Raw genomic sequence first — 25,036 nt, 5'->3', positions numbered from 1 at the left:
TCCATGTCCTTACAACATGCAACTAACTCGTGATCCCCTCGGGGACGGCCCCGCACGGGCCCCCGGGTGTGACAGAAAACGCACCCCCGGCGCTGAAGGAAGTACGGGCCGCCGCGCGGTCCGTGCCGCGCGACGGCCGGGGTCTCTCCTGTGGGGGGTGGCGACCCCGGTCGTTGCCTCGGCAGCGTGAGGCTACTGCTTCTTGGCGTTGCCCTTGGGGGTTTTCGCGGCCTTCTCCTGGCCCTTGCCCGTGGCGCCGTTGTTCTTGCCGTCGGCGTTGCCCTTCGCCGCCGCCGTCTGCGCCGCACAGTACGCCTCGACGTTCTCCGCGCCGCCCGCCGCCGTCACCAGCCGCTGCCAGGCCGTGGAGTCCAGCGCCTTGCCCCGGTCCTGGACCTGCTCGTAGGCGCGGCAGTGGGCCGCGGTGTCCTTGGCGGTCACCGGGCGGTCCCGGTCGGCCGGGGCGGCCGGGGACGGGGTGAGCGACGGCTTTCGCGCGCCGCCCTCGGACGCGCTCGTGGACCGCTCGGGGCGCTTGGCCTCGGCCGCGTCCTCGCCGGCGGACCCGATCGCGGCGAACGCCACCCCGCCGAGGGCGAGGCTCGCGACGGCGACGGAGAGCGTGGCCCGCAGCGAGCGGGCGGTGAACCGGCGGGTGCGGGGCCGCCAGTCGTCCCGGCGGCGGCTGCGGGCCGTGTGCGCGCCCGCGTCCCGGGCGGCCCGGAAGGCGGCCACGGCCCGCAGCTCGCCCGCGCTGCCCGCGGGCGGTGCGACGGGGCCGCCCGCGACACGCAGGACCTCGGCGAGCAGCGCCTCCAGCTCCTGGTCGACCGCGTCCGCCGGGCCCGTACCGGCCGGGTGCGGACGCCGACGGGCCGGCTCCCCGCCGTCGTTCAGCCGTTCACCCATGTCCGTTTCCGCCTCTGTCCCGTGCGTGCGTCTCCGCGTTCTGTTCGGCCGTGGCCGTTCATGTCGACTCCCCCAGCGTGCGGGGTCCGTCATCCGTCACACCTTCGCCGTTCGCGTCCGCGACGCCGAGCTGGCGGGCCAGGCGTTTCAGACCGCGGTGCGCGGCCGTGCGGACCGCGCCGGGGCGCTTGCCGAGGACCCGCGCCGCGGCGGGGCCGTCCAGCCCCACGACGACCCGCAGCAGCACCGCCTCCGCCTGGTCCCGCGGCAGCCCCCGGACCAGTTCCAGCGCCCGCGCGGTGGAGAGCGACTCCAGCGCCTGGTCGTGCGTGGTGTGCGGACCGGGCAGGTCCATGGCCACGTCGTGCTCCAGCGCCGCCGCCCTCGGCCGCACCCGCAGCCGGCGCAGATGGTCCAGGGCCCGGTGCCGGGCGATGGTCGCCGTCCAGCCGCGGAACCCGGCGCCGTCGCCCTTGAACCGCCCGAGATCGCGGGCGATCTCCAGCCAGGCGTCGGAGGCCACGTCCTCGGCGTCGTCCCCGACGATCCCGCGCAGATAGCCGAGCAGCCCCGGCTGGACGATCCGGTACGCGACGGCGAACGCGGTCTCGTCGCCGTCCTGGGCCCGTGCCACGGCCGCGCCCAGCTCCCCGTCGTACGCCTGTGCGCGCCGGGGTTCCCCTCCCTGGCCCAAGACTGTCCTCGTTCGTACGGAATTCGCTGGGGGTGCACCCCCACGGTCTTCAGCGCCGGACCGCACAGAAGTGTCACAGGGTGGGCCGTTCGCCCCGGTCAGGGGCGGGCCCTTCACCGCGTTCAGGCCGCCACCCGGCGCGCGCGGCCGTGCAGGGTGAGGTAGAAGGTCCGCAGGGACTCCTCGGGGGCACCCGTCTCGAAGCGGTTGACGACCTTGCCGAGCGGGTTCCAGACCCGGCCGTCGGGCATCCGCACCCCGACCGGCTGCCCGAACCAGCCGCGCTGCGGCTCGTCCAGGTCCACCCAGACCGCGCCCGCGCGGCGGACCAGCACCTCACCGACGTACGCGCCCAGTCCCACGAGCGTGTCGTGGGCGCGCGCCCGGTCGGCACCGCCCTTGCGCAGCCCGTCGGCCAGGAAGTCGACCAGACGCAGGCTGGCCGGGGAGTAGTCGAGCGGCAGCCGGTGCCGTGCGGTGGCGCGCTCGACGAACGCGCCGGCACACGCCCGCATGTCCGCCGCGCCCGTCCCGTGCTGATCGTCCGTCCTGCCGCCCATGGGTCCCCACCCCTTCACTCGGTCCGCGGGGAACCGGCTCGGCTCCCCGCTGTCCCAGCGGACGGCGGCGCCGGAGCATCACAGGTCACGGACGTGTCGTCCGTCACGTCCGCCACGTCCGTCATGTCCGCATGGCGTCCCGGCAGAGCAGCCGGAGGGATCCGTGGCCGCCGAAGCACCGGCGGGCCTCGTCGACGGGGTCCCAGAGGCGGCCGTCGGGGGTGCGGATCCAGTGGTCGCCGCCGGCCGTCCACCACTCGGCGCCGGTGTGGCGGACGACCACCTCACCGGTGTACGCGCCGAGGCCGCGCAGCACGTTCTCGACGGCCGGGTACGGGGTGTCCTCGGCGCGCAGGTCCTCGATGAACCGGTCGACGCGCCACAGGCTCTGCGCGGAGTGGTCGAGGTACAGGCGGGCGCCCTCGCGCAGCGCGGACAGCGTGTCGGCCGCCCAGCGCACCGGCTTCGCGGCGGCCTGGGGCCGGGCGGGGAACGGGTGAGTCGTCCTGGTCATGCAGGGGAGAGCGTGGCGCGGGCATGATCCGTCACACGGTTCCGGGCGCCTTCCCGGAACCGGCCCGGAACCCGCACAGGAGTGATGGTTCCGCGTCCCCGTGCGCTCCTTCAGTGATGAGCGCGTACCTCGGCTTCCGCGCCGTACCCCCTTCGGCGCTGCGCAACAGCGCGATATGGCTGCGCAGACTGTTCGACGACCGCCGCCGTGCCGTCGCCCTCCGGGACGGGGTGGACCGGGTGGACCGCGACCAGCGGTTCCTCTACGGCGACACCCCGCCGGAGCACGTGGACGCGGGCCCCGGGGCCTACGCGGTCCTCGGCGGCGGCCGGGTGTACTCGGCCGACGAGCGCGAACCGCCGTTCCTGCTGCTCACGGCGGCGCAGACGGCCCAGGTGGCGGAGTACCTCGCGGCGGCGGACTTCGACGAGCTGTGGCGCCCGGCCCGTGCCGAACTCCTCCCCCGCCACGGCGGCCCCGCCCGGGAATCCCGCACCCGGGCCGCCTTCGCGGCGGCCCACCGCGACCTGACGTCCTTCTACACGACGACAGCCCTCCACCGCGACGCGGTGGTCAAGTGGCCGACCCCCTGACGCACCCCGACACGCTCAGACCTCACCACGAGGCACCCGGGGCACATCCGCCCGCACCCCGAGGCGGACCCGGGCCGTCCCCATGGCACGTGGTCCCGGGCGGTTCCCATGGCGCAGGAGCCTGGGCGTCCCCGTGGCACAGGGGCCCGGGGTCGGGCGCAGTCGCAGGCTTGGCAGGAGACCGCGTCCGCACAGCCCGGTGAGGCCGAGTCCAGGTGCGCCACGACCGCAGGGGCCCAAGGTCAGGCGCAGCCACAGGCCCGGCAGGAGACCACTGGCCGCACGGCCCGGTGAGGCCGGGTCCAGGTGCGTCGCGGCCGCAGGGGCCCGGGGGCGGGTGCAGTCGCAGGCTCGGTGGGAGGCCGCGTCCGCGCGGCCCGGTGAGGCCGGGTCCAGGTGCGTCGCGAGGGGTGGCATCAGGCCGGCCCGCTGATCGCCCACCCGCGCGACCGCGTCGGGCCGACCCCCGGTGCTGCCCTCACGCCTGGGGAGCGGCCGGGCCGGGAGGTGGGGTCAGGTGCGGCCGCGGGCCCGGCGGGAGACCACGGCCCGGAGGATGCGGCGGCCCTCCGTGGAGACGTCCAGGGCGCGGCGCAGTCCGGCCGGGCCGTGGGTCGCGAGGAGTTCCAGGACGGTGACCTGGCGGCGCAGCTCGGCGGCGACGAGGGGCGGCATGCCCTCCGTACGGCCCGCGCGGCGGGAGTCGACCGAGTCGGCGTCCTCGGCCGGGTCGAGGAGGCGGTGTATCTGGAGCGAGGCGACGGAGCAGGCGTCGGCCCACACCCGTACCTCCGCGGGTGCCCGGCCGGCGGGGGCCGCGTCGAGCATCCGGCGGGCGAGCAGCCCCGCCTCGCCGCCGTTCTCGCCCGACTCCAGCTTGCCGCGCACCTGTTCGAGCCCGCTGTCCCAGTCCTCGTCCGAACCGGCCTCGGCGAGGCTCGCCCACAGCGGCCGCAGGATCCCGTCGTCACCGCCGAGCAACGGCACACACCGGTCCAGACAAGCCAGCCCGCTGGCGGCCAGTCCGCGTTCGTCGGCCTGAGCGATCAGTTCCACCAGGCTCATCCACGTCTCCCTCACCGGCGCGCCGCCCTCACGGAGCCCGCACTTTCCCTTACTGCGTGCGACGGAGGAAGACTGTCACAGAGTGGATTTTCAGCCAAGGGGTGATCGGCGGGCCGAAAAGCCCCTTCTCAGCCCAGCCGCCCCGCGAGGGTCCGGAACTGCGCCCAGGTGAGGGCCGGCGTACGCACGTCCCACAGCTTCTGCGAGGTGGCCCGCAACGGCATCCGGATCCCCGCCGCGACCTGGTCCTGGGTCTGGGAGTTCGCGAGGTCGCACCAGACGGCGAAGGCCCCGCCGAGGATCTGGGCGTCGTACGCCGAGGACACCGGGGTCGTCCCGCGCAGCACCCGGGGCGTCCATGCCTCGTAGATCCGCTGCCCCGTCGGATAGACGAAGGTCTGCGGCTCGCCGAGGACGTAGTACAGGTACTCGTCGTTGTAGTTGAGCACCTTGCGCCCCGCGCTCAGGTACGCAGCCGGCACCCGTGCCCCGATCTCCTTGCCGGTCCAGTACGCGACCACCAGGTCGGAGGCCGGCTTCACGGTCGTGTCGCGGAAGAGGCCGTCGTTCCAGACCCACATGGTCCGCCGGTGGGCCCGGATCGTGTCGGCGCGGTCGTTGAGCCAGCCGGTCGTGAGGTCGGCGACGGTCGCGCCCGAGCCGTAGCGCTGCCGGGCGGCGGCGGCGAGCTGCGGGAAGGAGGCGGCCGGGTCGGGCACGGTCAGCGCCTGGTACTCGTCGCCGCCGAGGTGCCACTGCCCGCCCGGGAAGAGGCCGGTGTACTCGTTCAGCAGCTCGTCCAGCAGCTTCGCGGAGGCGGCCTGGGAGATGTCGATCGCCCCGCGCCGCGCGATCCCGTTGACGTTGCGCAGCTGGAGTTCGGGATGGGCGGCGAGGACGGCGCCCAGATGCCCCGGCGAGTCGATCTCGGGCACGACGGTGATGTGCCGGGACGCGGCGAGGTCGACGATCCGCTTCACCTGCGCCTTGGTCAGGTGCTGCGCGGCGACGATCTCGGGATGGGTGTCGGACTCGATCCGGAAGGCCTGGTCGTCGGAGAAGTGCAGCTCGAACTGGTTGAACTTCAGGTCCCCCAGCTCCCGGACCCGGTCCTCGATCCAGCCCGGCGAGAAGTACTTGCGGGCGATGTCCAGCTGGAAGATCCGCTGCGGCTTGGCGGGCGCGTCCTTGACGACGCCCTCCGGGGCCGTACCGCCCTTGCGGACCTCCTGCTTGAGCGTGCGCGTCCCGTAGAACACCCCGGCGTCGGAGGGCCCGCCGACGGTGGCCCGCCCGTCCCGCACGGTCAGGGTGTACGACTCCGCGCCGCCGCTCCCGCCGAGCGTCAGCCGCAGATCCCCGGACCGGCTGTCGCTCTTCTGTCCGGCGTACGACATCCCCAGCTCACCGGCGATCAGCCGGCCCTCGTCGGCCAGGCGCGGGTCGGTCACGACCACCCGGTGCCCGGCGGCGGGCCGCCAGCCGGACCCGCGCGCCGCCGTGAAGCGCTGGACGGCCGGGATCGTGCGCGGGGCGGTGGACAGCGGATACGTGCGGCTCGGGCGGGGGCTGGCGGACGGCGCGGCGGCGACGGACCGCTCACCGCCGGACGCGCTCGCGGAGCTCCGCCCCGCCGCCGACGCGGTGGGCGTGCCGTCGTCGCCGCCGGAGGCCCACAGCCCCACGCCGGTCCCGAGGGCGGCGACCAGCCCGCCGGCTATCAGGGCCCGCAGGGCGACCTGCTCCCTGGCCTTCTTCCGCGGCGCGCGACGCCGATGCCTGTGCCTGCTCATTCCGCCCACCGTACGTCTCCCGGGTGACGGGAGCCCGCCGGCCGGGTCACCGAACGCGTCACCGAACAGTCACCGAGAGGGTCCACCAACGGTTCCGAAACTCTCTCGTTCGAGTGAAATTCGGGCAAGCGACGGACACCGGATGACCACTCCCGATAGCGTTGCGGCACACCTTTCACCGCATCCCCTGCCACATCACTCGTGACGCGAGGATCCACGCTGCCTGCGCACCGTCTTCCCCACCTCACCGGCCGCCTTCCGATACCGGCGCAGACCCGGACACCCCCGGCCACCCTGGTGGACACCTTCAACGCCGTCCCGGCCGAAGAGGCCCTCGCCTCCCTCCTCACCTGCCTGAACAGCCTCTGCTGGGCCCGCAGGGTCGCGGACCACCGCCCCTATCCCACGGTCGACGCCCTCCTCGCGGCCTCCGACGAGGCGGCCTACGACCTCACGGCCGCCGACCTCGCCGAAGCGCTGGCCGCCGAGACCTCGCCGGTTCTGCCCGAGGACGCCTATGAAGCGGCCCACACGGCATTGAGCGCGGCACACGCCGCCTACGAGGCCAGATTCGGACACGTCTTCGTCATCTGCCTGGACGGCACCCCGCGGAACGAGACCCTGGACCGCGTCCTGGAAGGCATCCGGTCACGATTGGCAAACGATCCGGAGGACGAACGGGTAGTGGCGGCAGAAGAACTCCGCCGCCTTGCAAGAGGGCGATTGATGTCCCACCTCAGGGGCGCGGGGAACTGCGCGACCAGCCCGGACGGCGCCGCACCCGGCAATTAACGGCACAACCCCCCACAGATGCCGCACGGCTCACCCATCCGCGTGCCACTTTGATCACACCGGTAGGCCCGCTGTAAGCCCAGCGCCGCGGCGTGGCTACGATGCTGGGGGCCGGTGGACCGTACCCGGCCGGGCCCGTCCGACAGCACAAGCCGGCAGGCCCCAATCCCCGCTCCCGGAGGGTTCTTCCGTGCCGGCTGGAACGCTGTACCGCGGCCGGGAAGGAATGTGGTCCTGGGTGGCTCACCGAGTCACCGGCGTCCTCATCTTCTTCTTCCTGTTCGTACACGTGCTGGACACCGCTCTCGTGCGTGTCTCCCCCGAGGACTACGACAAGGTCGTAGCCACGTACAAGACCCCGATCGTCGCCGTCCTCGAGTACGGTCTGGTCGCCGCCATCCTCTTCCACGCGCTCAACGGCCTGCGTGTCATCGCCGTCGACTTCTGGTCGAAGGGCCCGCGCTACCAGAAGCAGATGCTGTGGAGTGTCCTGGGCATCTGGGTCGTGCTGATGCTCGGGGCGATCTACCCCGTCCTCGGCCACGCCGCTCGTGAACTGTTCGGGAGCTGAGACCGATGGCCACCACTGAAACCCCCGCGTCCGGGATCGGCCCCGTCGAGGGCCCCTCGATCTACAACGTCGACAACCCGGCGCCCCTCATCGAGGCCCCGCGCCAGCGCACCAAGAAGACCCCGCGCTCGACCCGCGGCAACTTCGAGATGGCCGCGTGGCTGTTCATGCGGCTGTCCGGCGTCGTGCTGGTCGTCCTGGTCATCGGCCACCTGCTGATCCAGCTCGTGCTGGACGGCGGCGTGTCGAAGATCGGCTTCGCCTTCGTGGCCGGCCGCTGGGCGTCCCCGTTCTGGCAGGTCTGGGACCTGCTGATGCTGTGGCTCGCGATGCTGCACGGCGCGAACGGCCTGCGCACGGTCATCAACGACTACGCGGAGCGCGCGAACACCCGGCTGTGGCTGAAGGGCCTGCTCTACACCGCCACGGTGTTCACCATCCTGCTGGGCACGCTGGTGATCTTCACCTTCGACCCGAACATCCGCTAGGCACGGGGTTACGAGACTCATGAAGATCCACAAGTACGACACCGTCATCGTCGGCGCGGGCGGCGCCGGCATGCGCGCCGCCATCGAGTCGACGAAGCGCAGCCGCACCGCCGTGCTCACCAAGCTCTACCCCACCCGCTCCCACACGGGCGCCGCGCAGGGCGGCATGGCCGCCGCGCTGGCCAACGTGGAGGAGGACAACTGGGAGTGGCACACCTTCGACACGGTCAAGGGCGGTGACTACCTGGTCGACCAGGACGCCGCCGAGATCCTGGCGAAGGAGGCCATCGACTCCGTCCTCGACCTGGAGAAGATGGGCCTGCCGTTCAACCGGACCCCGAACGGCACGATCGACCAGCGCCGCTTCGGCGGGCACAGCCGCAACCACGGCGAGGCCCCGGTCCGCCGCTCCTGCTACGCGGCCGACCGCACCGGTCACATGATCCTCCAGACGCTGTACCAGAACTGCGTGAAGGAGGGCGTGGAGTTCTTCAACGAGTTCTACGTCCTCGACCAGCTGATCACCGAAGAGGACGGCGTCAGGAAGTCCGCCGGTGTGGTCGCCTACGAGCTGGCCACCGGCGAGATCCACGTCTTCCAGGCGAAGGCCGTCATCTACGCCTCCGGCGGCTGCGGCAAGTTCTTCAAGGTGACGTCGAACGCGCACACGCTGACCGGTGACGGCCAGGCCGCGGTCTACCGGCGCGGGCTGCCGCTGGAGGACATGGAGTTCTTCCAGTTCCACCCGACCGGCATCTGGCGCATGGGCATCCTGCTGACGGAGGGCGCCCGCGGTGAGGGCGGCATCCTCCGCAACAAGGACGGCGAGCGCTTCATGGAGAAGTACGCGCCGGTCATGAAGGACCTCGCGTCCCGTGACGTCGTGTCCCGCTCCATCTACACGGAGATCCGTGAGGGCCGCGGCTGCGGTCCCGAGGGCGACCACGTCTACCTCGACCTCACGCACCTCCCGCCGGAGCAGCTGGACGCCAAGCTCCCGGACATCACCGAGTTCGCGCGGACGTACCTCGGTATCGAGCCGTACACGGACCCGATCCCGATCCAGCCCACCGCGCACTACGCCATGGGCGGCATCCCGACCAACGTCGAGGGTGAGGTCCTGTCGGACAACACCACCGTCGTGCCGGGCCTGTACGCGGCCGGCGAGGTCGCCTGTGTGTCCGTCCACGGCGCCAACCGCCTCGGCACCAACTCGCTGCTGGACATCAACGTCTTCGGCCGCCGGGCCGGTATCGCGGCGGCGGAGTACAGCCAGCGGACGGCGACGTTCGTCGAGCTGCCGGAGAACCCGGCGCAGCTCGTCGTGGACCAGATCGAGAGCCTGCGCAGCTCGACGGGGACCGAGCGGGTGGCGACCCTGCGCAAGGAGCTCCAGGAGACCATGGACGCGAACGTCATGGTGTTCCGCACGGAGCAGACGATCAAGACGGCGGTCGAGAAGATCGCGGAGCTGCGCGAGCGCTACAAGAACGTCTCGATCCAGGACAAGGGCAAGCGGTTCAACACGGACCTGCTTGAGGCCATCGAGCTCGGCAACCTGCTGGACCTCGCCGAGGTCATGGCGGTGTCGGCCCTCGCCCGCAAGGAGTCCCGCGGCGGTCACTACCGCGAGGACTACCCCAACCGCGACGACGTCAACTTCATGCGGCACACCATGGCGTACCGCGAGGTCGGCGACGACGGCACGGATTCCATTCGTCTCGACTACAAGCCGGTCGTCCAGACCCGCTACCAGCCGATGGAGCGTAAGTACTGATGGCAACCCCTGTTCTGGACAAGGTCGAGGCGGAGGCCGCGGCGTCCCCCTACATCACGGTCACCTTCCGGATCCGCCGCTTCAACCCGGAGGTCTCGGCCGAGGCGGTCTGGGAAGACTTCCAGCTGGAGATCGACCCGAAGGAGCGCGTCCTCGACGGTCTCCACAAGATCAAGTGGGACCTGGACGGCACCCTGACGTTCCGACGCTCCTGCGCCCACGGCATCTGCGGCTCGGACGCGATGCGGATCAACGGCAAGAACCGCCTCGCGTGCAAGACGCTGATCAAGGACATCAACCCCGAGAAGCCGATCACGGTCGAGGCCATCAAGGGCCTGACGGTGCTCAAGGACCTCGTGGTCGACATGGACCCGTTCTTCCAGGCGTACCGCGACGTGATGCCCTTCCTCATCACGAAGGACACGAACGAGCCGACCCGCGAACGCCTCCAGACGGCGGAGGACCGCGAGCGCTTCGACGACACCACGAAGTGCATCCTGTGCGCCGCGTGCACGTCCTCGTGCCCGGTCTTCTGGAACGACGGCCAGTACTTCGGCCCGGCGGCCATCGTCAACGCGCACCGCTTCATCTTCGACTCGCGTGACGAGGCCGGCGAGCAGCGCCTGGAGATCCTGAACGACCGCGACGGCGTCTGGCGCTGCCGCACCACGTTCAACTGCACGGACGCCTGCCCGCGCGGCATCGAGGTCACCAAGGCGATCGCCGAGGTCAAGAAGGCCCTGATCACCCGCCGCTTCTGAGCTGCGGTTCCGTACGTCCACGAGGGCCCCGTCTCCCGGTTTCGTCACCGGGGGCGGGGCCCTCGGGCGTAGGGACCACGATCGAGTGAACCGATGTAAACACGCCTCCGGGTGGCCACCCGGCCTACGATGATGCTCTCGGCACCACCCACAGGAGGCACCGATGTCCGCAGCAGCCGTCGAACCGCAGCCGCACGACGACATCTCGCTTACGGCCCTGGCCGAAGAGATCATGGAACGCCATCCGGGGTATCGCGTCGAGATCATCGGAGGCCAGATCCTCGTGACCCCGTCCCCGGACGCTCCTCACGCTCGGGCACTGTCCCGGCTGTCACGCCCCTTCACCGTGGCTGGACTGGACGGTGGCGAGACCGAGGTCCTCCAGAACGTCAGCATCTGGCTCCCCGACGCTCCCGAGGACTTCGCCACTCCTGACCTCTGCGTCGTCGACGCGGACATCGACGACCACCACATCGAGCGCAACTGCTACGACCCCATGGCCTTCCGACTGGTCCTGGAGGTCACCTCCAGCAACTGGAAGACCGACCTGCACGCCAAGGTCGCCGCCTACGCCGACGCCGATGTCCCGGTTTACGTGATCGTCGACCGCAAGCACCAGCGCCTCCACGTTCTCACCGACCCTACCGAGGATGAGTACGCCAACCACCGCGTGCACTCCCCGGGCGAGGTGGTCACCCTGCCCGACTCCATTGGGGCACAGGTCAAGCTCGACGTCGCGGAGATCCTTGAGGCGGGTCAGCCCAAGAAAAGCGACTGACCTCCGTCACCAGGACGCGTACCACTCCGGATCGCCGCTGCCCAGGCGGCGCCGCAGATAGTCCTCCAGGTCGTTGGCCACCCAGCGGCGGCTGTCGCTCTCGTGTTCCCAGACGAAGACGTCCGGCCGCTCGGGCCTGACGACGAAGCCGAAGAGGTCGCCCCCCGCGCTCTCCCCGAAGAGCAGCAGCGGATCGAACGGCATGTAGAGCTCCCGGAAGTCGGCCGAACTCCTGAACTCCAGGTTCCGGTCCACGACCTCGCCGACGGAACAGACGATCCCGGTGCCGTACTTGTCCCGGGCCCCGTCCGCCACGCTCCAGAACTCCTTCAGCGCCGCGGGCAGCGGATGCCCCAGCACCACTTCCGCCACCCGCATCTGCTCCTCGCATCCGGGACCGTCGGCGAGGTCCACGTCCGACGACAGCGAGGAGATGAGCTCGGTCCACATACGGTGATCCTTCATGGTTCAGAAGACGCCCTGACCCGGGGTCAGGATTCCGTTCGGGTCGTACATCTGCTTCGCCCGCTCGAAGGCGGGCCAGGCGGCGCCGAAATGGGACCGCCAGTCGTCGCGGGTGAGCCGCATGCCGCCCACCGGGTAACGGGTGCCGCCGGCCGCGACGACGGTGTCGTAGGCGGCGCGGTTGGCCGCCAGGGCGCGGTCGACGGCGGCGGTGTCGTCCGGCGGGACCGTGCGCAGGAAGTCGAAGAGGTGGAAGACGTCGTCGTCGGGGGTGCGCAGCAGCGGCGTCCTGAAGTGCTCGCGGAGGAGGGGGTAGAAGAGCACCACTCCGCCGGGTCCCAGGGTGTCGGGGGTGAGCGCGTCCAGGAGCGGGGCGGCGAGGGCCGCGGCGGAGCGGCCGGGGAACATCAGGTCGAGCCAGGGGTGGGCGTGGGCCCACAGGCCCGACTCCTTCAGCACGGCGACGAAGGGCGCGATGCGGTCCAGGAAGTCGTAGTAGGTGCGGTCGGTGCGGGTGACGGTCGCGGGGTCGTGGCGCAGTCCCCGCAGCAGGACCGTGTCGTCGGGCTCGGGGCCGACCGGTGGACCGTAGGCCACGGCTTCGAGGAGGTGGACCCGGAACGCGCCCTCGGCGTCCGCGGAGACCTGGCCCTCCACGTACGCGAAGCGGCCCTCCCGCACCAGCAGGCGCTGGTCCTCCAGGAACGTGTCCAGGTCGTCGTAGGTCAGCAGGTAGTGGCGTACGGTCGCGGGCGCGGGGACGAGCCGCAGGGTCGCCTCGACGATGACCGCGCACTGTCCGAGCCCCGCCAGCACGGCGTGGAAGAGGTCGGGGCGGCGGGTGGGCGAGCAGCGGACGAGTTCGCCCGCGCCGGTGACGACGCGTAGCTGGGTGACGTTGTCGACCTGGGCGCCGTGGCGGTGGCCCTGGCCGCCGAGGCCGCCCACCGACAGGGTGCCGCCGACGGAGAGTTCGAGGTAGTCGGTGAAGACCGGCGGGGTGAGGCCGTGGGCGAGCGTGGCCCGGGCGACCGCGCTCCAGCGGGCGCCTGCGCCGACGGTGACCGTGGTGCTGCCGGAGTCCAGGTCGCCGATGTCCGCCAGGGTCGCGGTCTCGATGACCAGACCGCCCCGGGTCTGCGCCTGCCCGAAGGCGGCGTGTCCCTGGCCGCGGGGCGCGACGGGCAGCCGGTGCTCGTTGCAGAACCGGATCATGGTGACGACGTCACGGACCGAGCCGGGGCGCAGGACGGCCGAGGGGCGGTGGTGCACGAGGTGGCCGAAGTCGTCGGCCGCGGCGGTGAGCGAGGCGTCGTCCGTGACGAGGGTGCCGTCCAGGCGGGGGATCCTGGCCAGTCCGGCCGGCGCGGCGCCGGTCTCCGGGGAGGCCGTCTCCGGCGAGGTCGCGGCCCAGCTCCTGGCGGTGGGGTCGAAGCCGATGACGGTGGCTCCGGCGAGCGTGACTCCGTGTAAGACGGTGCGCCTGGATGGTGTGCGGGACATGCGGATGCCACCTCTCGAGCTGCGCGAACTCCTCAAATCCGCGCCAGCCTAGGACAGTTCGTCCCCGTCGTGGCGGGATTTCGCGCCCTGGTGCGCCGACGGCCCCGGCCTCGCCGTCCCGAAGGTCCGCTCCGCCCGTCCCCGTACTGTTGCTTCGCATGACCGACTCCGAGATCGAGATCACCGCAGAGCTGGTGCACGGCCTTCTCAGGGACCAGCATCCGGACCTGGCAGGGCTGCCCCTCCGCGAGGTGGCCGGCGGCTGGGGCAACCAGATGTGGCGCCTCGGGGACGAGTTGGCCGTGCGCATGCCGCGCGGGGAGGGTGCTCCGGATCTCCTGCGCAAGGAGTGCCGGTGGCTGCCGGTCCTGGCCCCGCGTCTTCCGCTCCCGGTTCCGACACCTGTGCGGACCGGCGAACCGTCCGCGCGCTTTCCGAGGCCGTGGAGCGTGATGACATGGGTTCGGGGCGAGCCGCTGGACCACTCCTCGATCAGTCGCGGCGACCACGCCGCCGACACGCTGGCGGGCTTCCTGCGGGCGCTCCATGTGGAGGCGCCCGCCGAGGCTCCGGCCGGTTCGGACCGCGGCGCTCACCCCAAGGAGTGCACGGGCGGCTTCGAGCGGTTCCTGCACGCCATCGTCCCCGGCGGCCTGGCCGCCGACGCCCGGGCCGTCCGGGCCGTCTGGGACGACGCCGTCGCGGCCGCCGAGTGGGAGGGCCCGCCGGTGTGGCTGCACGGCGACCTCCATCCCGCGAATGTCGTCGTCTCGGACGGGACGCTCGCGGGCGTGATCGATTTCGATGCCCTGTTCGCCGGTGATCCGGCGTGGGACCTGGCGGCCGCGTGGGTGCTGCTTCCCGCGGGCGCGGGCCCACGGTTCTTCGAGGTGTACGGGCAGGCGGACGAGGCGACGGTCCGGCGCGCCCGGGGGCTGGCCGCCATGAAGAGCCTCTTCCTCATCCTGATGGGCCAGAACGGGGAGCAGGGCCTGCCGGGCGGCAAGCCGGCCTGGGGACCGGCGGGCCGGGCGGCGCTCGATCGGGTTCTGACATCCGGTTCGGGCTGTCCCTCGCCCGCATAGGCGCCGCGCCCGCCGGGCCGCTGCCCAGCACACCCTGGCCTCGTCAGCGGGCGAACTTTTCGACGGCCTCCGGGGTGACGGGGGTGAAGAAGTTGACGAGGTTGCCGTCGGGGTCGCGGAACAGCAGCGACCGGTTTCCCCAGGGCATCGTGGTGGGCTCGTTGACGAAGTCGGTGACGAAACCGGTCAGGTTCCGGTGAACGCGGTCCACGTCGTCCACGAGGAACTCGGTGATCACGCTGTGGTTGTCCGCCGGGCGGGCGGAGCCCGGGGCGAACAGCGGGACGGTGCGGGTGCCGGCGATCGCGAGGGTGGCGCCCGCGGTCCTGAGTTCGGCGAAGTCCTCGGTCGCCCGTATCGCCTGTATCCCCGTGGCTCGCTCGTAGAACGCGACGAGGCGTGCGACGTCGCTGGTGATGATGCGGATCGAGACGAAGTCCATGGGAGTCTCCTTGGCCGTGCTGGAGGCGTGCACATCGCAGGCTAGGAGAAATAGCGGACAGAATCGGTCCCGTATTCGCGTTAGGCTGCGGCCATGCCACGACCCACCGGCCGCGTGCTGACCCTCCTGGAGCTGCTGCAGTCGGGCGGCACCCGGACGGTGTCCGAGCTCGCCGACCGTCTCGGCGTCGAAGGGCGCACGGTGCGGCGGTATGTGAACCAGCTGATCGACCTGGACGTGCCCGTGGAGTCGGTGCGCGGCCGCTACGGCGGGTACCGGCTGGCTCCCGGGTACCGGCTGCCTCCGCTCATGCTCAGCGACGACGAGGCGCTGGCCGTGCTGCTCGGCCTGGCCGTCGGCCGCCGGACAGGGCTGACGGCGACGGAGCGCACGGCGAACGAGACGGCGTCGGCGAAGATCCGGCGGGTGCTGCCGCGGCACATCGCCCGCCGGCTCGACGCGCTCCTGGAAGCTCTCGCCTTCACGGATCGGCCCGGCGAGACGGACCACCCGGACGCCGGGCTCCTGCTCACCCTCGCCGATGCGGTGCGCCACCGCCGACCGGTCTCGATCCGCTACACCGACCGCGACGGACGGCGCAGTGAACGCACCCTGCACGCGTACGGGATCGTCGCCCATGCGGGCCGGTGGTACGTCACGGGCCAGGACGCCCGGATCGGCGAGGACCGGACCTTCCGGCTCGATCGCGTCGCGGACGCGCGGACCCTGCCCGGCTCGTTCGAGGCGCCCGTGGGTCCCGCTCCGGCACAGCGCGTGCTGTCGGGATTCGCCACGGCCGGGTACCGGCACGAGGTGACCTTGCGGATCCACGGGACGGTCGAGCAGATCCGCGCCCGTCTTCCGGTCGGCGTCGCGAGCCTGGAGGAGTACGCGCCCGTGGCGGGCGAGGACCGGGCCGGCGAGCGCTGGCTGCGTGTCGAGCTGCGGGCGGAGCGGCTCGACTGGCTGCCTCCGGTACTCGCCGCACTCGACCGGCCGTTCGTCATCGAGCGCCCGGGGGAACTGCGCGACCTCGTCGTCGCGCTCGCGGAGCGCCTCACGTCCCACGCCCGCCGGGCCTGACGGGTACGGCGAGGGCCCCGCTCCGCGAAGGACTCGCAGGAGGGGGCCCTCGCCGCAGGGGGCGCCTGGGCTCAGCCGCGCAGGACGCGGCCCTGGCTGTCGGTGCGGTCGTTGCTCGTGAGGAACAGGATGCCGTCGATCAGGGCCCAGAAGCCGAGGCCGCCGCAGGTCAGGAGCTGGGCGATGCCGACGCCGACCGAACCGACGTAGAAGCGTCCGATGCCGAGGGTACCCAGGAAGAGCTGGAGGATACCGGCGACGATCTTGGACTTGTCGGAGTACGGGCGGCCGAGCGGGTCGACGCCGTAGGGGGCCTCGGGAGTGGGGACGGTCATGAGAACTGCTCCTGGGATGACTTCGGGTGACCGGGGCCTGCGGGCTCCGGACGGGGACTCCAGGAGGGATGCGACGTACTGCTCCTGCGCGTCGACAGCCGTCGACGACCACGTCCGCGCACGGTGTCGACCGCGCACGAACGTCCCCCTGGTTTGGTGAGAGTAAAGAGACCAGTGGGGCGAAAGGGAGTAGCGGGGACCGATCGTTCCTGTTCCGTGATCAAAATCCGCCAACTCCGCAATCTTTTCAGACGTCCGGCGGGCGATGTGTGAACTCGGAGGGGCGGAACCGTGCCCAGAAGTGCCCAGAAGTGCCTAGCGGCGCCTAGAAGATGTTCCGGACGATCATCCAGGTCACCGCGACACCGAGCACCGCGGCCACGCCACGGCTGCTGAGCGCGGGTCGCCAGCTACGGCCGTGCAGGCCCTCCCAGGCCCAGCGGGCGAGCAGGGCGAGGGCGAAGGGCGAGGCGAGCAGCAGGACCCGGTTGTCCAGCCAGGCCTGGGTGAGGTGACCGTGCATCAGGTCGTAGACCATGCGGGTGCCGCCGCAGGCGGGGCAGAGCAGACCGGTGACGAGCCGGAACGGGCACTGCGGGAGCAGATGGCCGCTCTGGTGGGGATTGGTGCCGTAGAGATGGGCGGAGCCCGCCGCGCCGGCGGCCAGCACCGCGAGGGGTGCCGCCGCCGGGTGCCGCAGCGCGGACGGGCGCTCCGCCTCAGCCACGCAGGACCCGCCCGTCGCCGTCCGTGGTGTTGTTGCCCGTCAGGAGCATGATCCCGTCGACCAGGGCCCAGATGCCGAGGCCGCCGCAGGTGAACAGCTGGGCGAGGCCGATGCCGACGTGGCCTATGTAGAAGCGGCCGACACCGAGGGTGCCCAGGGTCAGCTGGAGGACACCCGCGACGATCTTGGACTTGTCGGAGTAGGGGCGCCCGTAGAGGTCGTAGCCGTAGGGCGCCTGGGGGTCGCCGGTGTAGGTGCCCGGCGGCACATAGCCGGGGGCCGGGTAGCCGGCCTGCGGCGGGTAGCCCGGCTGGGGCTGGCCCGGCTGCGGGTAGCCGTAGGGGCCGGGCTGGCCGCCGGGCTGGGCCGCGCCGTACGGGCCGGGGGTGCCGGCGTTGGGGTAGCCGTACCCGGGCTGGGGCGGCTGATAGGGCTGCTGCGGCTGTTCGGACAAGGCGAGTTCTCCCCGTGGTCGGATGAGCGGAAAATCTGCGTGCAATGCGGGTGCACGTCATCTTGCAGCAGAAAACAGGCCCCGGAGAAGCCGGGGGTGGTCAAGACAGGGCACCCTTCGAGCGGCAATCGCCCCTTCACGGAACCTGGCCACCTATTCTGACGGTATGTCAGATGACGAGTCCTACGAACTGCTCGGGTTCGACAACGTCCTGCTGCCCGTCGGCGACCTCGGCGAGGCCGTGCGGTTCTACGAGCGGGCCGGGTTCGCGGTGGCGTTCCGGTTCGACGAGGGCGGCATCGCGCTGCTGAAGGTCGGGGCCGAGACGCCCGGCATCCTGCTGCGGCAGGAGGAGGCCCTGGGGCACCGGCCGCCGCCCTGGGCGACGCCGCGCCTGTGGCTGGAGGTGCCGGACGCGCGCGTGGCGGCACGACGGCTGGCCGACGCCGGGATCGCGCCGCTCGATCCGCCGTTCTCCGTGGCGACGGGCTGGACCGTCGAGGTCGCCGACCCCTGGGGGAACGTCCTCGGGTTCGCCGACTACACCAAGCGGCCGGAGCTGGGCAGAAGACCGTGAGGCCGCGCGGCCGCGAGCTCCCGGGGCCGTGACACAGGTCCCATCCCCCACGTCTTGAACACGTTCAAAACTGAGCTACAGTCATCCCTGTCAGCGTTTTGAACGCGTTCAACAAGGGGGACGCCATGGATCGCACCGTCATCGCCTACGTCATCTACCTGGCCGTCAGCATCGGTCTGACCGTCTGGGTCGCCCGCACCCTCAGCCAGAACGGAAGGGTCTTCCTCTCCGACGTCCTGAAGGGCAACGAGAAGCTCGCCGACGCCGTCAACCACCTCCTCGTGGTCGGCTTCTACCTCGTCAACCTCGGCTTCGTCGCCCTCTACCTGAGCGGCGACGACACCATCGAGGACACCCGCGGCGTCTTCGAGGCCCTGTCGACCAAGCTGGGCGTGGTGCTGCTGGTGCTCGGCGTGATGCACCTGGGCAACGTGTACGTGCTCAACCGGATCCGGCGCCGGGGGGTCATGGAGCGGGAGCAGCTCCCGCCGGTCGCCCCACAGGGCTGGACCGCCCCGCAGGCGGGGGCGTGACGGCCGTGACCACCACGGCAGCGGACGGCGACCGGGACACCACGGGGGTCCCGGTCCGCCGGCTCACCGTCCTGTACGACGCCGACTGCGCGCTGTGCGCCTTCGTCCGCGACTGGCTGGTCCGGCAGCCGCAGCTCGTCCCGCTGGAGCCGGTCGCCGCCGGATCCGCCGAGGCGGCCGCCCGCTTCCCGGAGCTCGACCACCGCGCCACCCTGGAGGAGATCACCGTCGTCGGCGACGGCGGCCAGGTCTACCGGGGCGCCGCCGCCTGGGTCGTCACCCTGTGGGCGCTGCGCGAGCACCGGCCGCTCGCCCACCGGCTGAGCACCCCCGCGGGCGCGAGAGTCGCCAAGGGCGCGGTCCTGGCCGCCGCCAAGTGGCGCGGGGCGCACCGCAAGGAGGCGGGCTGGGGCGGCGGCGCGTACCACGGGGCCGACGGCTGGTCCTTCGACCCCCGGCGCGGCTGGACCCACACCCCGCCCTCCTGTGCCGACGGCTCCTGCTCCACTGACTAGGCTCTCTGTCCGTGTCCGCCATGAACGAGTCCGCCGACGGGGGCCGCGCCGAGCCCGCTCCCCCGGCCGAGCCCCGTGAGCCGTCCCCCGCGACCGGCTCGAAGTCCGAGCAGACCCGCGCGCTGATCCTGGAGACCGCGATGCGGCTGTTCCAGGAGCGCGGCTACGACAAGACCACCATGCGGGCCATCGCCCAGGAGGCCGGGGTCTCGGTAGGGAACGCCTACTACTACTTCGCCGGCAAGGAGTGGCTGATCCAGGGCTTCTACGACCGTCTCGCGGCCGAGCACCGCGAGGCGGTCCGCGAGCTGCTGGCGACGGAGACCTCCCTGGAGGCCCGGATGGCGGGCGTGCTGCGGGTCTGGCTGGACGTGGCGACGCCGTACCACGAGTTCGCGGTGCAGTTCTTCAAGAACGCCGCCGACCCGGACAGCCCGCTCAGCCCCTTCTCGGCGGAGTCGGAGCACGCGCGCGTGGAGGCGATCGCCGTCCACAAGGAGGTCCTCGCGGGCTCGAAGGCGAAGGTGCCCGAGGAGCTGCGCGAGGTGCTGCCCGAGCTGATGTGGCTCGCGCAGATGGGCCTCGTCATGTACTGGATCTACGACCGGACCGAGGGCCGCGAGCGCAGCTACCGGCTCGCGGAACGGGGCGCGCGCCTCACCGCGCGCGGTGTGGCGCTGGCCCGGTTCCGCGTCCTGCGGCCCCTCGTCCTGGAGATCCACGAACTGTTCACGGACTTCCTGCCCGGTATGACGAACGCCCTGCCGGACCCGCAGAAGAAGAAGCGCGGCTAGCCGCTAGTTGACCTCCGACATCTCCGCGAGTTCCACGTCGTGGACCAGCGGCTCGGTGCCGACGCTCACCTGACGGGCCTGGGTGGTGTACGACGCCGCCGTCGCCGACAGCAGATAGGTGCCCGGCGCCGGGACGGAGAGGATGTAGGAGCCGTCGGCCAGGGAGGTCACCTGGTCCAGCGGGCGGCCGCCCTTGGAGAGCAGGGCCACCGCGGCGTTCTCCACCGGATCGCCGGCCACGTCGCGGACGAAGCCGTGGACGGCCGTCGCGGGACCGTCCGCCGGGCCGGCGGAGGCGGTGGCGTCCTCCTCCTTCGGCTCGACCGCGAGATGCGGCAGCCGCTTCTCCAGCCAGACGGGCAGCCACCAGTTGGAGGCGCCCAGCAGGTGCATCGCGGCCGGGACCAGCGCCGTACGGAGGATGAACGCGTCGAGGGCGACGGCCGCCGCGAGGCCCACGCCGGCCATGGCCGCTCCCGAGTCCCCACTGAGGACGAACGCGAGGAACACACAGACCATGATCAGGGCGGCGGAGTTGATGACCCGGCTGGTCTCGGCGAGGCCGACGCGCACCGCGCGGGCGTTGTCCTTGGTGTGCACCCACTCCTCGTGCATCCGGCTGACCAGGAACACCTGGTAGTCCATGGAGAGGCCGAAGAGCAGGGACAGCATGATGACCGGCAGGAAGGCGTTGATCGGGCCCTCCTTGCCGAGGCCGAGCAGCTCCAGGCCCCAGCCCCACTGGAAGACGGCGACCAGGACGCCGAACGAGGCGGCGGCCGCGATCAGGTTCATCACGGCGGCGGTCAGCGGCACCACCAGGGAGCGGAAGGCGATCAGCAGGAGCAGGAAGCCCAGTCCGATGATCGTCGCGACGAAGAGCGGCAGCCGGTCGCCGGTGACCGTCGCGAAGTCCTTGGACACCGCCGTGACCCCGCCGACGTGCGCCTGCACCCCCGCCTTGGGGATGACGTCGTCCCGCAGCCGGTCGATGAGGGTGTCCGTCTCCTGCGACTGGGGCGAGGTGGTGGGGACGACCTGGATGACGGTGACGCCCTGCGCGGGCGGCAGCGCGGCCGCCTGGGCCACACCCGGCGCGTCCTCGATGCCCCGGACGAGCGCGGTCGTGTCGGTACCCTCCACGACGACCTGGAGCGGGCCGTTGAAGCCCGGTCCGAAGCCCTCGGCGAGCAGGTCGTAGGCCTTGCGGGTGGTGGTGGAGGCGTCGTTGTTGCCCTGGTCGGTGGCGCCCAGGCGCAGCGACAGCACGGGCAGCGCGAGCACGGCCATGACGACCAGCGCGAGCGCGGCGACCGTCCGGGGGCGGCGCTGCACCTCCGCCGACCAGCGGGCCGCGGGACCGCTCGTCCGCTCCTCCTCCGGGCCCTCGGCGGCCAGCCGCCGGCGCTGCTTGCGGCTGAGCACCCGCGGGCCGAGGAAGCCCAGCAGGGCCGGCAGCAGGGTGGTGGCGGCCAGGACGCTGAGGACGACCGTCAGCGAGGTGCCGACGACCACGCCGTCCAGGAAGCGCAGGTTCGTCACCAGCATGCCGGCCAGGGCGATGCAGACCGTGCCGCCCGCGAACAGCACCGCGCGGCCGGAGGTGTTGAGGGCGGTGACCGCCGCGTCCTCCGGTGCGACTCCGCGCAGGATGCCCTTGCGGTGGCGGGTGACGATGAACAGGGCGTAGTCGATGCCGACGCCCAGGCCGATCAGGGAGGACAGCAGCGGCGCCAGGTCGGGGATGTCGGTGACATGGCTGAGCAGCTGGGTCGAGAACAGTCCGGTGCCCACGCCGAAGACCGCCACGGCGAGCGGCAGCAGCATCGCGAAGAGCGAGCCGAAGGCGAGGAACAGCACGATCGCGGCGGCGACCAGACCGACCATCTCGGCGAGGCCGGTGGGCGGTTCCTGGACGCGCTGGATGGCCTGGCCGCCGAGCTCGACCTCCAGGCCGGCGCGCTCGGCGTCCCGCGCGGTGTCGACGACGTCCTGGACGAGTTCCTTGGGCACGGCGTTCGCCTGGTCGGCGAAGGTGATCTGGGCGTACGCGATGCGCCCGTCCCGGCTGACCTGCCCCGCGCCCTGCTCGCCGGCGTAGGGGCTGGTGACCCCGCCGACGCCCTTCATGTCCGCGATCCTCTCCAGCGCGGGCTGGATCCGGGACCGTACGTCCTGGTCGCGGACGCTGCCCTCGTCGACCTTCCAGACGACGGTGTCGGTGTCGCCCGCGCGCGCGGGGAACGCCTTCTCCATCAGGTCGTACGCCTTCTTGGAGTCCGTGTCGGGGAGGGAGAACACGTTCGCGTAGTCCGTGCCCGCCGTCGAGGCCGAGAACCCCAGCCCGAACAACGCCCCCACCCACAGCAACAGGACCACCAGCCGATGCCGGTAGCACCAGCGTGCCAATGCCGCCACGATGCGCAACTCCCCACTCACAGTCGACGGGTCCCCCGGGTCCTGGAGACCAGGATTGGCGTCACGCGCACGCGTGCACATCGAGTCGGCATGACTCTCAAGGAACTCCAAAGGGGGGAACCGGCCCGGCTGTCGGCGGGTCCGCCGATACTGGGGGCATGTCGACGGCCCCCGGCACCGTGCTGGTCGTGGAGGACGAGCCGAGCATCGCGGACGTCCTCGCCATCGCGCTGCGCTACCACCGCTTCGAGGTCATGATCGCGGGCACGGTCCGTGAGGCCCTCGCCCTCGCCGACCGCACCCGGCCCGACGTCGCGCTGCTCGACGTCATGCTGCCGGACGGCGACGGCCGGGCCCTCGGGCGGGAACTGCGCGGGCGGCGGCCCGACCTGGCGCTGGTGTTCCTCACCGCGCGCGACGCTCCGGCCGAGATCGTCGGCGCGCTCGGCTTCGGGGACGACTACATCACCAAGCCGTTCGACATCGACGTGGTGATCGCCCGGATCACCGCGGTGCTGCGCCGCACCCGTCCGGCGGACGTCCTGCCGCAGCGCCCTCCGCTGCGCTACGGCGAACTGGAGCTGGACGAGACGACGTACAGCGTGCACCGCGCGGGCCGCTCGGTGGAGCTGACCCCGACGGAGTACGCGCTGCTGCGCTTCCTGGTGCGCAACGGCGGCCGGATCGTGCCCAAGGAGCAACTCCTGCGCCATGTCTGGCAGTACGAGCACACCCCGCCGGAGTCGACGGTGGTCGAGACCTACATCAGCTATCTGCGGCGCAAGCTGGACACCCTGGGCCCGCCGGTGATCACCACCCGGCGGGGCGTGGGGTACGGACTGGCATGAGAAGGCTGCGGGCCCTGCGGTGCGGGCACGGACTGCACTCGCTGCGGGTGAAGCTGACCCTGGCGAACGTGGCGCTGCTGGCGATCGGGATCGTCGCGGCGACCGCGGTGAGCCTGGTGGGGATGCGGCACTACCTGCTGGACCAGATCGACACGGAGCTGGTCAAGACCCGTGACTCGATCGCCGGTACGGGGCTCACCCTGCGGAAGCTGGACTCGCTGTCGGCGCTGAGCTTCCTGCGTGACCGGATGGCGCCCGGGGAGAGCGACGAGGAGTCCGCGGCGGACACGGTGTTCACCGCCGTGGACGCCACCGGCCGGCCCGTGTCCCTGCTCGGTGTGCCGCCCACCGCCGCCCAGAGCGACCTCGCCGCGGCGGTGCGCGACCCGCACGCGCTCGCCCTCGGCCCCGAGCCGGGCGACGTCAGCATGCGCGGCGCGTCGTACCGGGTCACGGCCACCCGGCTGGGGGACGGCACCTACGTCCTGATGGCGACCTCCACCGAGGCCCTGCACCAGGGCATCACCAAGGCGCTCAGGCTCGATCTCGCCGTCGGGACCCTGCTGCTGGCGCTCCTCGCGTGTCTGACGCTGTTCAGCGTGCGGCGGCGGATGCGGCCGCTGGAGGACATGGTGGAGACGTCGTCGGCGATCGCGGAGGGCGATCTGACCCGCCGGGTGCCCTCCAGCCGGGAGACCAGCCTGGAGGTGGAGCAGCTGCGGCTCGCCCTGAACTCCATGCTCCACCAGGTGGAGGCGGCGTACCGCACGCGCGAGCGCAGCGCGGGCCAGCTGCGCCGGTTCGTCGCCGACGCCTCGCACGAGCTGCGCACCCCGCTGTCCGCGATCCGCGGCTATCTCCAGCTGTACGACCAGGGGATGCTGCGCGAGCCGGAGGAGCGCAAGCGGGCCTGGGACCGGATGAACGGCGAGGTGGACCGGATGGGCCGGCTCGTCGACGAACTCCTCACACTGGCCCGGCTGGACCAGCGGCCCGAGCTGCGGCTGCGGAACGTGGACGTGAGCCGGCTGGTGCGGGACGCGGCCGAGGACCTGCGGGCGCAGCAGCCGGACCGGCCCGTCACGGTCCACGCGGACGGGACCATGCTGGTGCGGGCCGACGAGTCGGGGCTGCGCCAGGTGCTGGGCAACCTGGTGGCCAACGTCCGCACGCACACGCCCGTGGAGGTCCCGGTCCGGCTCGGAGTGGAGCGCGCGGACGGAATCGTCCGTCTGTCGGTCCGGGACGAGGGACCGGGTCTCACGGCGGAGGACGCGGCACGGGTCTTCGACCGCTTCTTCCGCGCGGGCGGCGGCGCGGGCAGCGGTCTGGGCCTGGCGATCGTGCAGGGGGTGGTGCGGGCCCACGGAGGAGAGGTGAACGTACGCACGGCCCCGGGCGAGGGCCTGGGGGTGACGGTGGAACTGCCGACCCGCCCGAGGACCTGCGTCTGAGCGACCGGTCCTCGAGGGGTCCTAGGCGTTCGCCAGGAGCAGGGCCCATACCGTCTTGCCGTGCCGGCCTCTGCTCCAGACGCCCCACGCGGTGGCGAGGTGTTCGACGAGATGCAGGCCGCGGCCGTGTTCCTCCCACTCGCCGACCACCCGCGGCCGGGGTTCCTGGCGGTCCTCGTCGGAGACCTCGATGAGACAGGAGCCGTCCGCGAGGGCGGTGACCGCCACCTCGAACTCCCGCTCCTGCAGGGGCCCGTGGCGGATGACGTTGGTGGCGAGTTCGGACACCACGAGGACCGCGTCGGTCAGCGCCCGGTCGTCGGGGCCGTGCCCCCAGTCGGCCAGATGGTCCCGCACCCGGCGCCGGGCCAGCCCGACGGACGCCGGATGCCGGGGCAGCCGGAAGGAGTTGCGTCTCAGCACGTCTGCTCCTCACCCCGCGCACAGCTCCGTCACATCACACCCCGACGGGTGACTGCCCGCGCTGGTGGGGACGCATGCCCGAACG

At 71.9% G+C, this 25,036-nt stretch carries 29 protein-coding genes; 15 read left to right on the top strand and 14 right to left on the bottom strand.

What is annotated here, in order from left to right; genetic code table 11:
- Positions 1 to 192: 192 nt before the first annotated feature.
- The 4 genes from ACYQ8Q_RS28705 to ACYQ8Q_RS28690 all read right to left on the bottom strand — a co-directional run bounded on the left by ACYQ8Q_RS28705 (position 193) and on the right by ACYQ8Q_RS28690 (position 2,677).
- The gene (locus ACYQ8Q_RS28705; RefSeq protein WP_460068746.1) at positions 193 to 909 is read right to left on the bottom strand and encodes a hypothetical protein; all 717 of its coding nucleotides are present in this window, start codon (positions 907 to 909) and stop codon (positions 193 to 195) included.
- 58 nt (positions 910 to 967) lie between these two features.
- A complete protein-coding gene (locus tag ACYQ8Q_RS28700) occupies positions 968 to 1,603 on the bottom strand; it encodes an RNA polymerase sigma factor (RefSeq protein ID WP_460068745.1) in 636 nt (211 codons plus the stop codon).
- Between the two features lie 122 nt (positions 1,604 to 1,725).
- Positions 1,726 to 2,163, bottom strand: a complete 438-nt coding sequence (locus tag ACYQ8Q_RS28695; protein ID WP_460068744.1) for a hypothetical protein — start codon at positions 2,161 to 2,163, stop codon at positions 1,726 to 1,728.
- 121 nt (positions 2,164 to 2,284) lie between these two features.
- On the bottom strand, positions 2,285 to 2,677 hold the full coding sequence (locus tag ACYQ8Q_RS28690) for a hypothetical protein (protein WP_460068743.1): 393 nt from the start codon (positions 2,675 to 2,677) through the stop codon (positions 2,285 to 2,287).
- A gap of 116 nt (positions 2,678 to 2,793) precedes the next feature.
- Between ACYQ8Q_RS28690 and ACYQ8Q_RS28685 the strand changes: the two genes are divergently transcribed.
- On the top strand, positions 2,794 to 3,270 hold the full coding sequence (locus ACYQ8Q_RS28685) for a DUF1877 family protein (protein ID WP_460068742.1): 477 nt from the start codon (positions 2,794 to 2,796) through the stop codon (positions 3,268 to 3,270).
- Between the two features lie 513 nt (positions 3,271 to 3,783).
- On the opposite strand, the gene ACYQ8Q_RS28680 is transcribed toward ACYQ8Q_RS28685, so the two are convergent.
- Both ACYQ8Q_RS28680 and ACYQ8Q_RS28675 read right to left on the bottom strand, forming a co-directional pair.
- Positions 3,784 to 4,335: a hypothetical protein gene (locus tag ACYQ8Q_RS28680; RefSeq protein WP_460068741.1), complete on the bottom strand. Its 552-nt coding sequence runs from the start codon at positions 4,333 to 4,335 to the stop codon at positions 3,784 to 3,786.
- Between the two features lie 128 nt (positions 4,336 to 4,463).
- Positions 4,464 to 6,128: a beta-N-acetylhexosaminidase gene (locus ACYQ8Q_RS28675; RefSeq protein WP_460068740.1), complete on the bottom strand. Its 1,665-nt coding sequence runs from the start codon at positions 6,126 to 6,128 to the stop codon at positions 4,464 to 4,466.
- 201 nt (positions 6,129 to 6,329) lie between these two features.
- Between ACYQ8Q_RS28675 and ACYQ8Q_RS28670 the strand changes: the two genes are divergently transcribed.
- The 6 genes from ACYQ8Q_RS28670 to ACYQ8Q_RS28645 all read left to right on the top strand — a co-directional run bounded on the left by ACYQ8Q_RS28670 (position 6,330) and on the right by ACYQ8Q_RS28645 (position 11,295).
- Positions 6,330 to 6,920: a 2-oxo-4-hydroxy-4-carboxy-5-ureidoimidazoline decarboxylase gene (locus tag ACYQ8Q_RS28670; protein WP_460068739.1), complete on the top strand. Its 591-nt coding sequence runs from the start codon at positions 6,330 to 6,332 to the stop codon at positions 6,918 to 6,920.
- 190 nt (positions 6,921 to 7,110) lie between these two features.
- Positions 7,111 to 7,491: a succinate dehydrogenase, cytochrome b556 subunit gene (gene sdhC / locus ACYQ8Q_RS28665; protein ID WP_460068738.1), complete on the top strand. Its 381-nt coding sequence runs from the start codon at positions 7,111 to 7,113 to the stop codon at positions 7,489 to 7,491.
- A gap of 5 nt (positions 7,492 to 7,496) precedes the next feature.
- Positions 7,497 to 7,979 carry a succinate dehydrogenase hydrophobic membrane anchor subunit gene (locus tag ACYQ8Q_RS28660; RefSeq protein WP_460068737.1) on the top strand — a complete coding sequence of 161 codons (483 nt, stop codon included), beginning with the start codon at positions 7,497 to 7,499 and terminating at the stop codon, positions 7,977 to 7,979.
- A gap of 19 nt (positions 7,980 to 7,998) precedes the next feature.
- Positions 7,999 to 9,756, top strand: coding sequence for a succinate dehydrogenase flavoprotein subunit (gene sdhA, locus ACYQ8Q_RS28655; protein WP_460068736.1), 1,758 nt, complete (start codon positions 7,999 to 8,001; stop codon positions 9,754 to 9,756).
- Complete coding sequence (locus tag ACYQ8Q_RS28650) at positions 9,756 to 10,517, top strand: succinate dehydrogenase iron-sulfur subunit (RefSeq protein ID WP_055632035.1); 762 nt, start codon at positions 9,756 to 9,758, stop codon at positions 10,515 to 10,517. The genes sdhA and ACYQ8Q_RS28650 overlap by 1 nt, the downstream gene beginning before the upstream one ends.
- A gap of 163 nt (positions 10,518 to 10,680) precedes the next feature.
- Positions 10,681 to 11,295: a Uma2 family endonuclease gene (locus tag ACYQ8Q_RS28645; protein WP_460068735.1), complete on the top strand. Its 615-nt coding sequence runs from the start codon at positions 10,681 to 10,683 to the stop codon at positions 11,293 to 11,295.
- 6 nt (positions 11,296 to 11,301) lie between these two features.
- Here ACYQ8Q_RS28645 and ACYQ8Q_RS28640 read toward each other — a convergent pair whose 3' ends face one another.
- Positions 11,302 to 11,745 (bottom strand): SMI1/KNR4 family protein, encoded by a 444-nt coding sequence (locus ACYQ8Q_RS28640; RefSeq protein ID WP_460068734.1) that lies wholly within the window; start codon positions 11,743 to 11,745, stop codon positions 11,302 to 11,304.
- An 18-nt stretch (positions 11,746 to 11,763) separates the two neighbouring features.
- Positions 11,764 to 13,263: an FAD-binding protein gene (locus ACYQ8Q_RS28635; RefSeq protein ID WP_460068733.1), complete on the bottom strand. Its 1,500-nt coding sequence runs from the start codon at positions 13,261 to 13,263 to the stop codon at positions 11,764 to 11,766.
- Positions 13,264 to 13,421: 158 nt separating this feature from the next.
- Here ACYQ8Q_RS28635 and ACYQ8Q_RS28630 point away from each other — a divergent pair, with 158 nt between their 5' ends.
- On the top strand, positions 13,422 to 14,348 hold the full coding sequence (locus tag ACYQ8Q_RS28630; protein ID WP_460068732.1) for an aminoglycoside phosphotransferase family protein: 927 nt from the start codon (positions 13,422 to 13,424) through the stop codon (positions 14,346 to 14,348).
- Positions 14,349 to 14,391: 43 nt separating this feature from the next.
- Here ACYQ8Q_RS28630 and ACYQ8Q_RS28625 read toward each other — a convergent pair whose 3' ends face one another.
- Complete coding sequence (locus tag ACYQ8Q_RS28625; RefSeq protein WP_460068731.1) at positions 14,392 to 14,790, bottom strand: VOC family protein; 399 nt, start codon at positions 14,788 to 14,790, stop codon at positions 14,392 to 14,394.
- A gap of 93 nt (positions 14,791 to 14,883) precedes the next feature.
- Between ACYQ8Q_RS28625 and ACYQ8Q_RS28620 the strand changes: the two genes are divergently transcribed.
- Entirely contained in the window at positions 14,884 to 15,873 is a 990-nt protein-coding gene (locus tag ACYQ8Q_RS28620) for a helix-turn-helix transcriptional regulator (RefSeq protein WP_460068730.1), read from the top strand.
- Positions 15,874 to 15,944: 71 nt separating this feature from the next.
- Here the strand turns inward: ACYQ8Q_RS28620 and ACYQ8Q_RS28615 are convergent, their stop codons facing one another.
- The 3 genes from ACYQ8Q_RS28615 to ACYQ8Q_RS28605 all read right to left on the bottom strand — a co-directional run bounded on the left by ACYQ8Q_RS28615 (position 15,945) and on the right by ACYQ8Q_RS28605 (position 17,389).
- The gene (locus ACYQ8Q_RS28615; RefSeq protein ID WP_055632039.1) at positions 15,945 to 16,208 is read right to left on the bottom strand and encodes a TM2 domain-containing protein; all 264 of its coding nucleotides are present in this window, start codon (positions 16,206 to 16,208) and stop codon (positions 15,945 to 15,947) included.
- 325 nt (positions 16,209 to 16,533) lie between these two features.
- Positions 16,534 to 16,935, bottom strand: a complete 402-nt coding sequence (locus tag ACYQ8Q_RS28610) for a DUF2752 domain-containing protein (RefSeq protein ID WP_460068729.1) — start codon at positions 16,933 to 16,935, stop codon at positions 16,534 to 16,536.
- Positions 16,928 to 17,389 (bottom strand): TM2 domain-containing protein, encoded by a 462-nt coding sequence (locus ACYQ8Q_RS28605; protein ID WP_460068728.1) that lies wholly within the window; start codon positions 17,387 to 17,389, stop codon positions 16,928 to 16,930. The genes ACYQ8Q_RS28610 and ACYQ8Q_RS28605 overlap by 8 nt, the downstream gene beginning before the upstream one ends.
- 166 nt (positions 17,390 to 17,555) lie before the next feature.
- Between ACYQ8Q_RS28605 and ACYQ8Q_RS28600 the strand changes: the two genes are divergently transcribed.
- From ACYQ8Q_RS28600 to ACYQ8Q_RS28585, 4 genes are all read left to right on the top strand, one after another.
- Positions 17,556 to 17,966, top strand: coding sequence for a VOC family protein (locus ACYQ8Q_RS28600; RefSeq protein WP_460068726.1), 411 nt, complete (start codon positions 17,556 to 17,558; stop codon positions 17,964 to 17,966).
- A gap of 125 nt (positions 17,967 to 18,091) precedes the next feature.
- Positions 18,092 to 18,499, top strand: a complete 408-nt coding sequence (locus ACYQ8Q_RS28595) for a hypothetical protein (protein ID WP_460068725.1) — start codon at positions 18,092 to 18,094, stop codon at positions 18,497 to 18,499.
- Positions 18,500 to 18,504: 5 nt separating this feature from the next.
- Positions 18,505 to 19,014: a thiol-disulfide oxidoreductase DCC family protein gene (locus ACYQ8Q_RS28590; RefSeq protein ID WP_460068724.1), complete on the top strand. Its 510-nt coding sequence runs from the start codon at positions 18,505 to 18,507 to the stop codon at positions 19,012 to 19,014.
- Between the two features lie 20 nt (positions 19,015 to 19,034).
- Positions 19,035 to 19,808, top strand: coding sequence for a TetR family transcriptional regulator (locus tag ACYQ8Q_RS28585; protein ID WP_460073520.1), 774 nt, complete (start codon positions 19,035 to 19,037; stop codon positions 19,806 to 19,808).
- 3 nt (positions 19,809 to 19,811) lie between these two features.
- On the opposite strand, the gene ACYQ8Q_RS28580 is transcribed toward ACYQ8Q_RS28585, so the two are convergent.
- Positions 19,812 to 22,217, bottom strand: a complete 2,406-nt coding sequence (locus tag ACYQ8Q_RS28580) for an MMPL family transporter (protein ID WP_460073518.1) — start codon at positions 22,215 to 22,217, stop codon at positions 19,812 to 19,814.
- 167 nt (positions 22,218 to 22,384) lie between these two features.
- Here ACYQ8Q_RS28580 and ACYQ8Q_RS28575 point away from each other — a divergent pair, with 167 nt between their 5' ends.
- Together ACYQ8Q_RS28575 and ACYQ8Q_RS28570 are read left to right on the top strand one after the other, a co-directional pair.
- On the top strand, positions 22,385 to 23,074 hold the full coding sequence (locus tag ACYQ8Q_RS28575) for a response regulator transcription factor (protein ID WP_460068722.1): 690 nt from the start codon (positions 22,385 to 22,387) through the stop codon (positions 23,072 to 23,074).
- Entirely contained in the window at positions 23,071 to 24,528 is a 1,458-nt protein-coding gene (locus tag ACYQ8Q_RS28570; RefSeq protein ID WP_460068721.1) for a sensor histidine kinase, read from the top strand. Before ACYQ8Q_RS28575 ends, ACYQ8Q_RS28570 begins: the two co-directional genes overlap by 4 nt.
- A 21-nt stretch (positions 24,529 to 24,549) precedes the next feature.
- Here the strand turns inward: ACYQ8Q_RS28570 and ACYQ8Q_RS28565 are convergent, their stop codons facing one another.
- Positions 24,550 to 24,951, bottom strand: coding sequence for an ATP-binding protein (locus tag ACYQ8Q_RS28565; protein WP_460068720.1), 402 nt, complete (start codon positions 24,949 to 24,951; stop codon positions 24,550 to 24,552).
- Positions 24,952 to 25,036: the final 85 nt, after the last annotated feature.

This window comes from Streptomyces sp. YKOK-I1 (assembly GCF_054660435.1).
The sequence above is the reverse complement of the archived record's forward strand: the minus strand, read 5'-3'. Positions and strand labels throughout refer to the sequence as shown.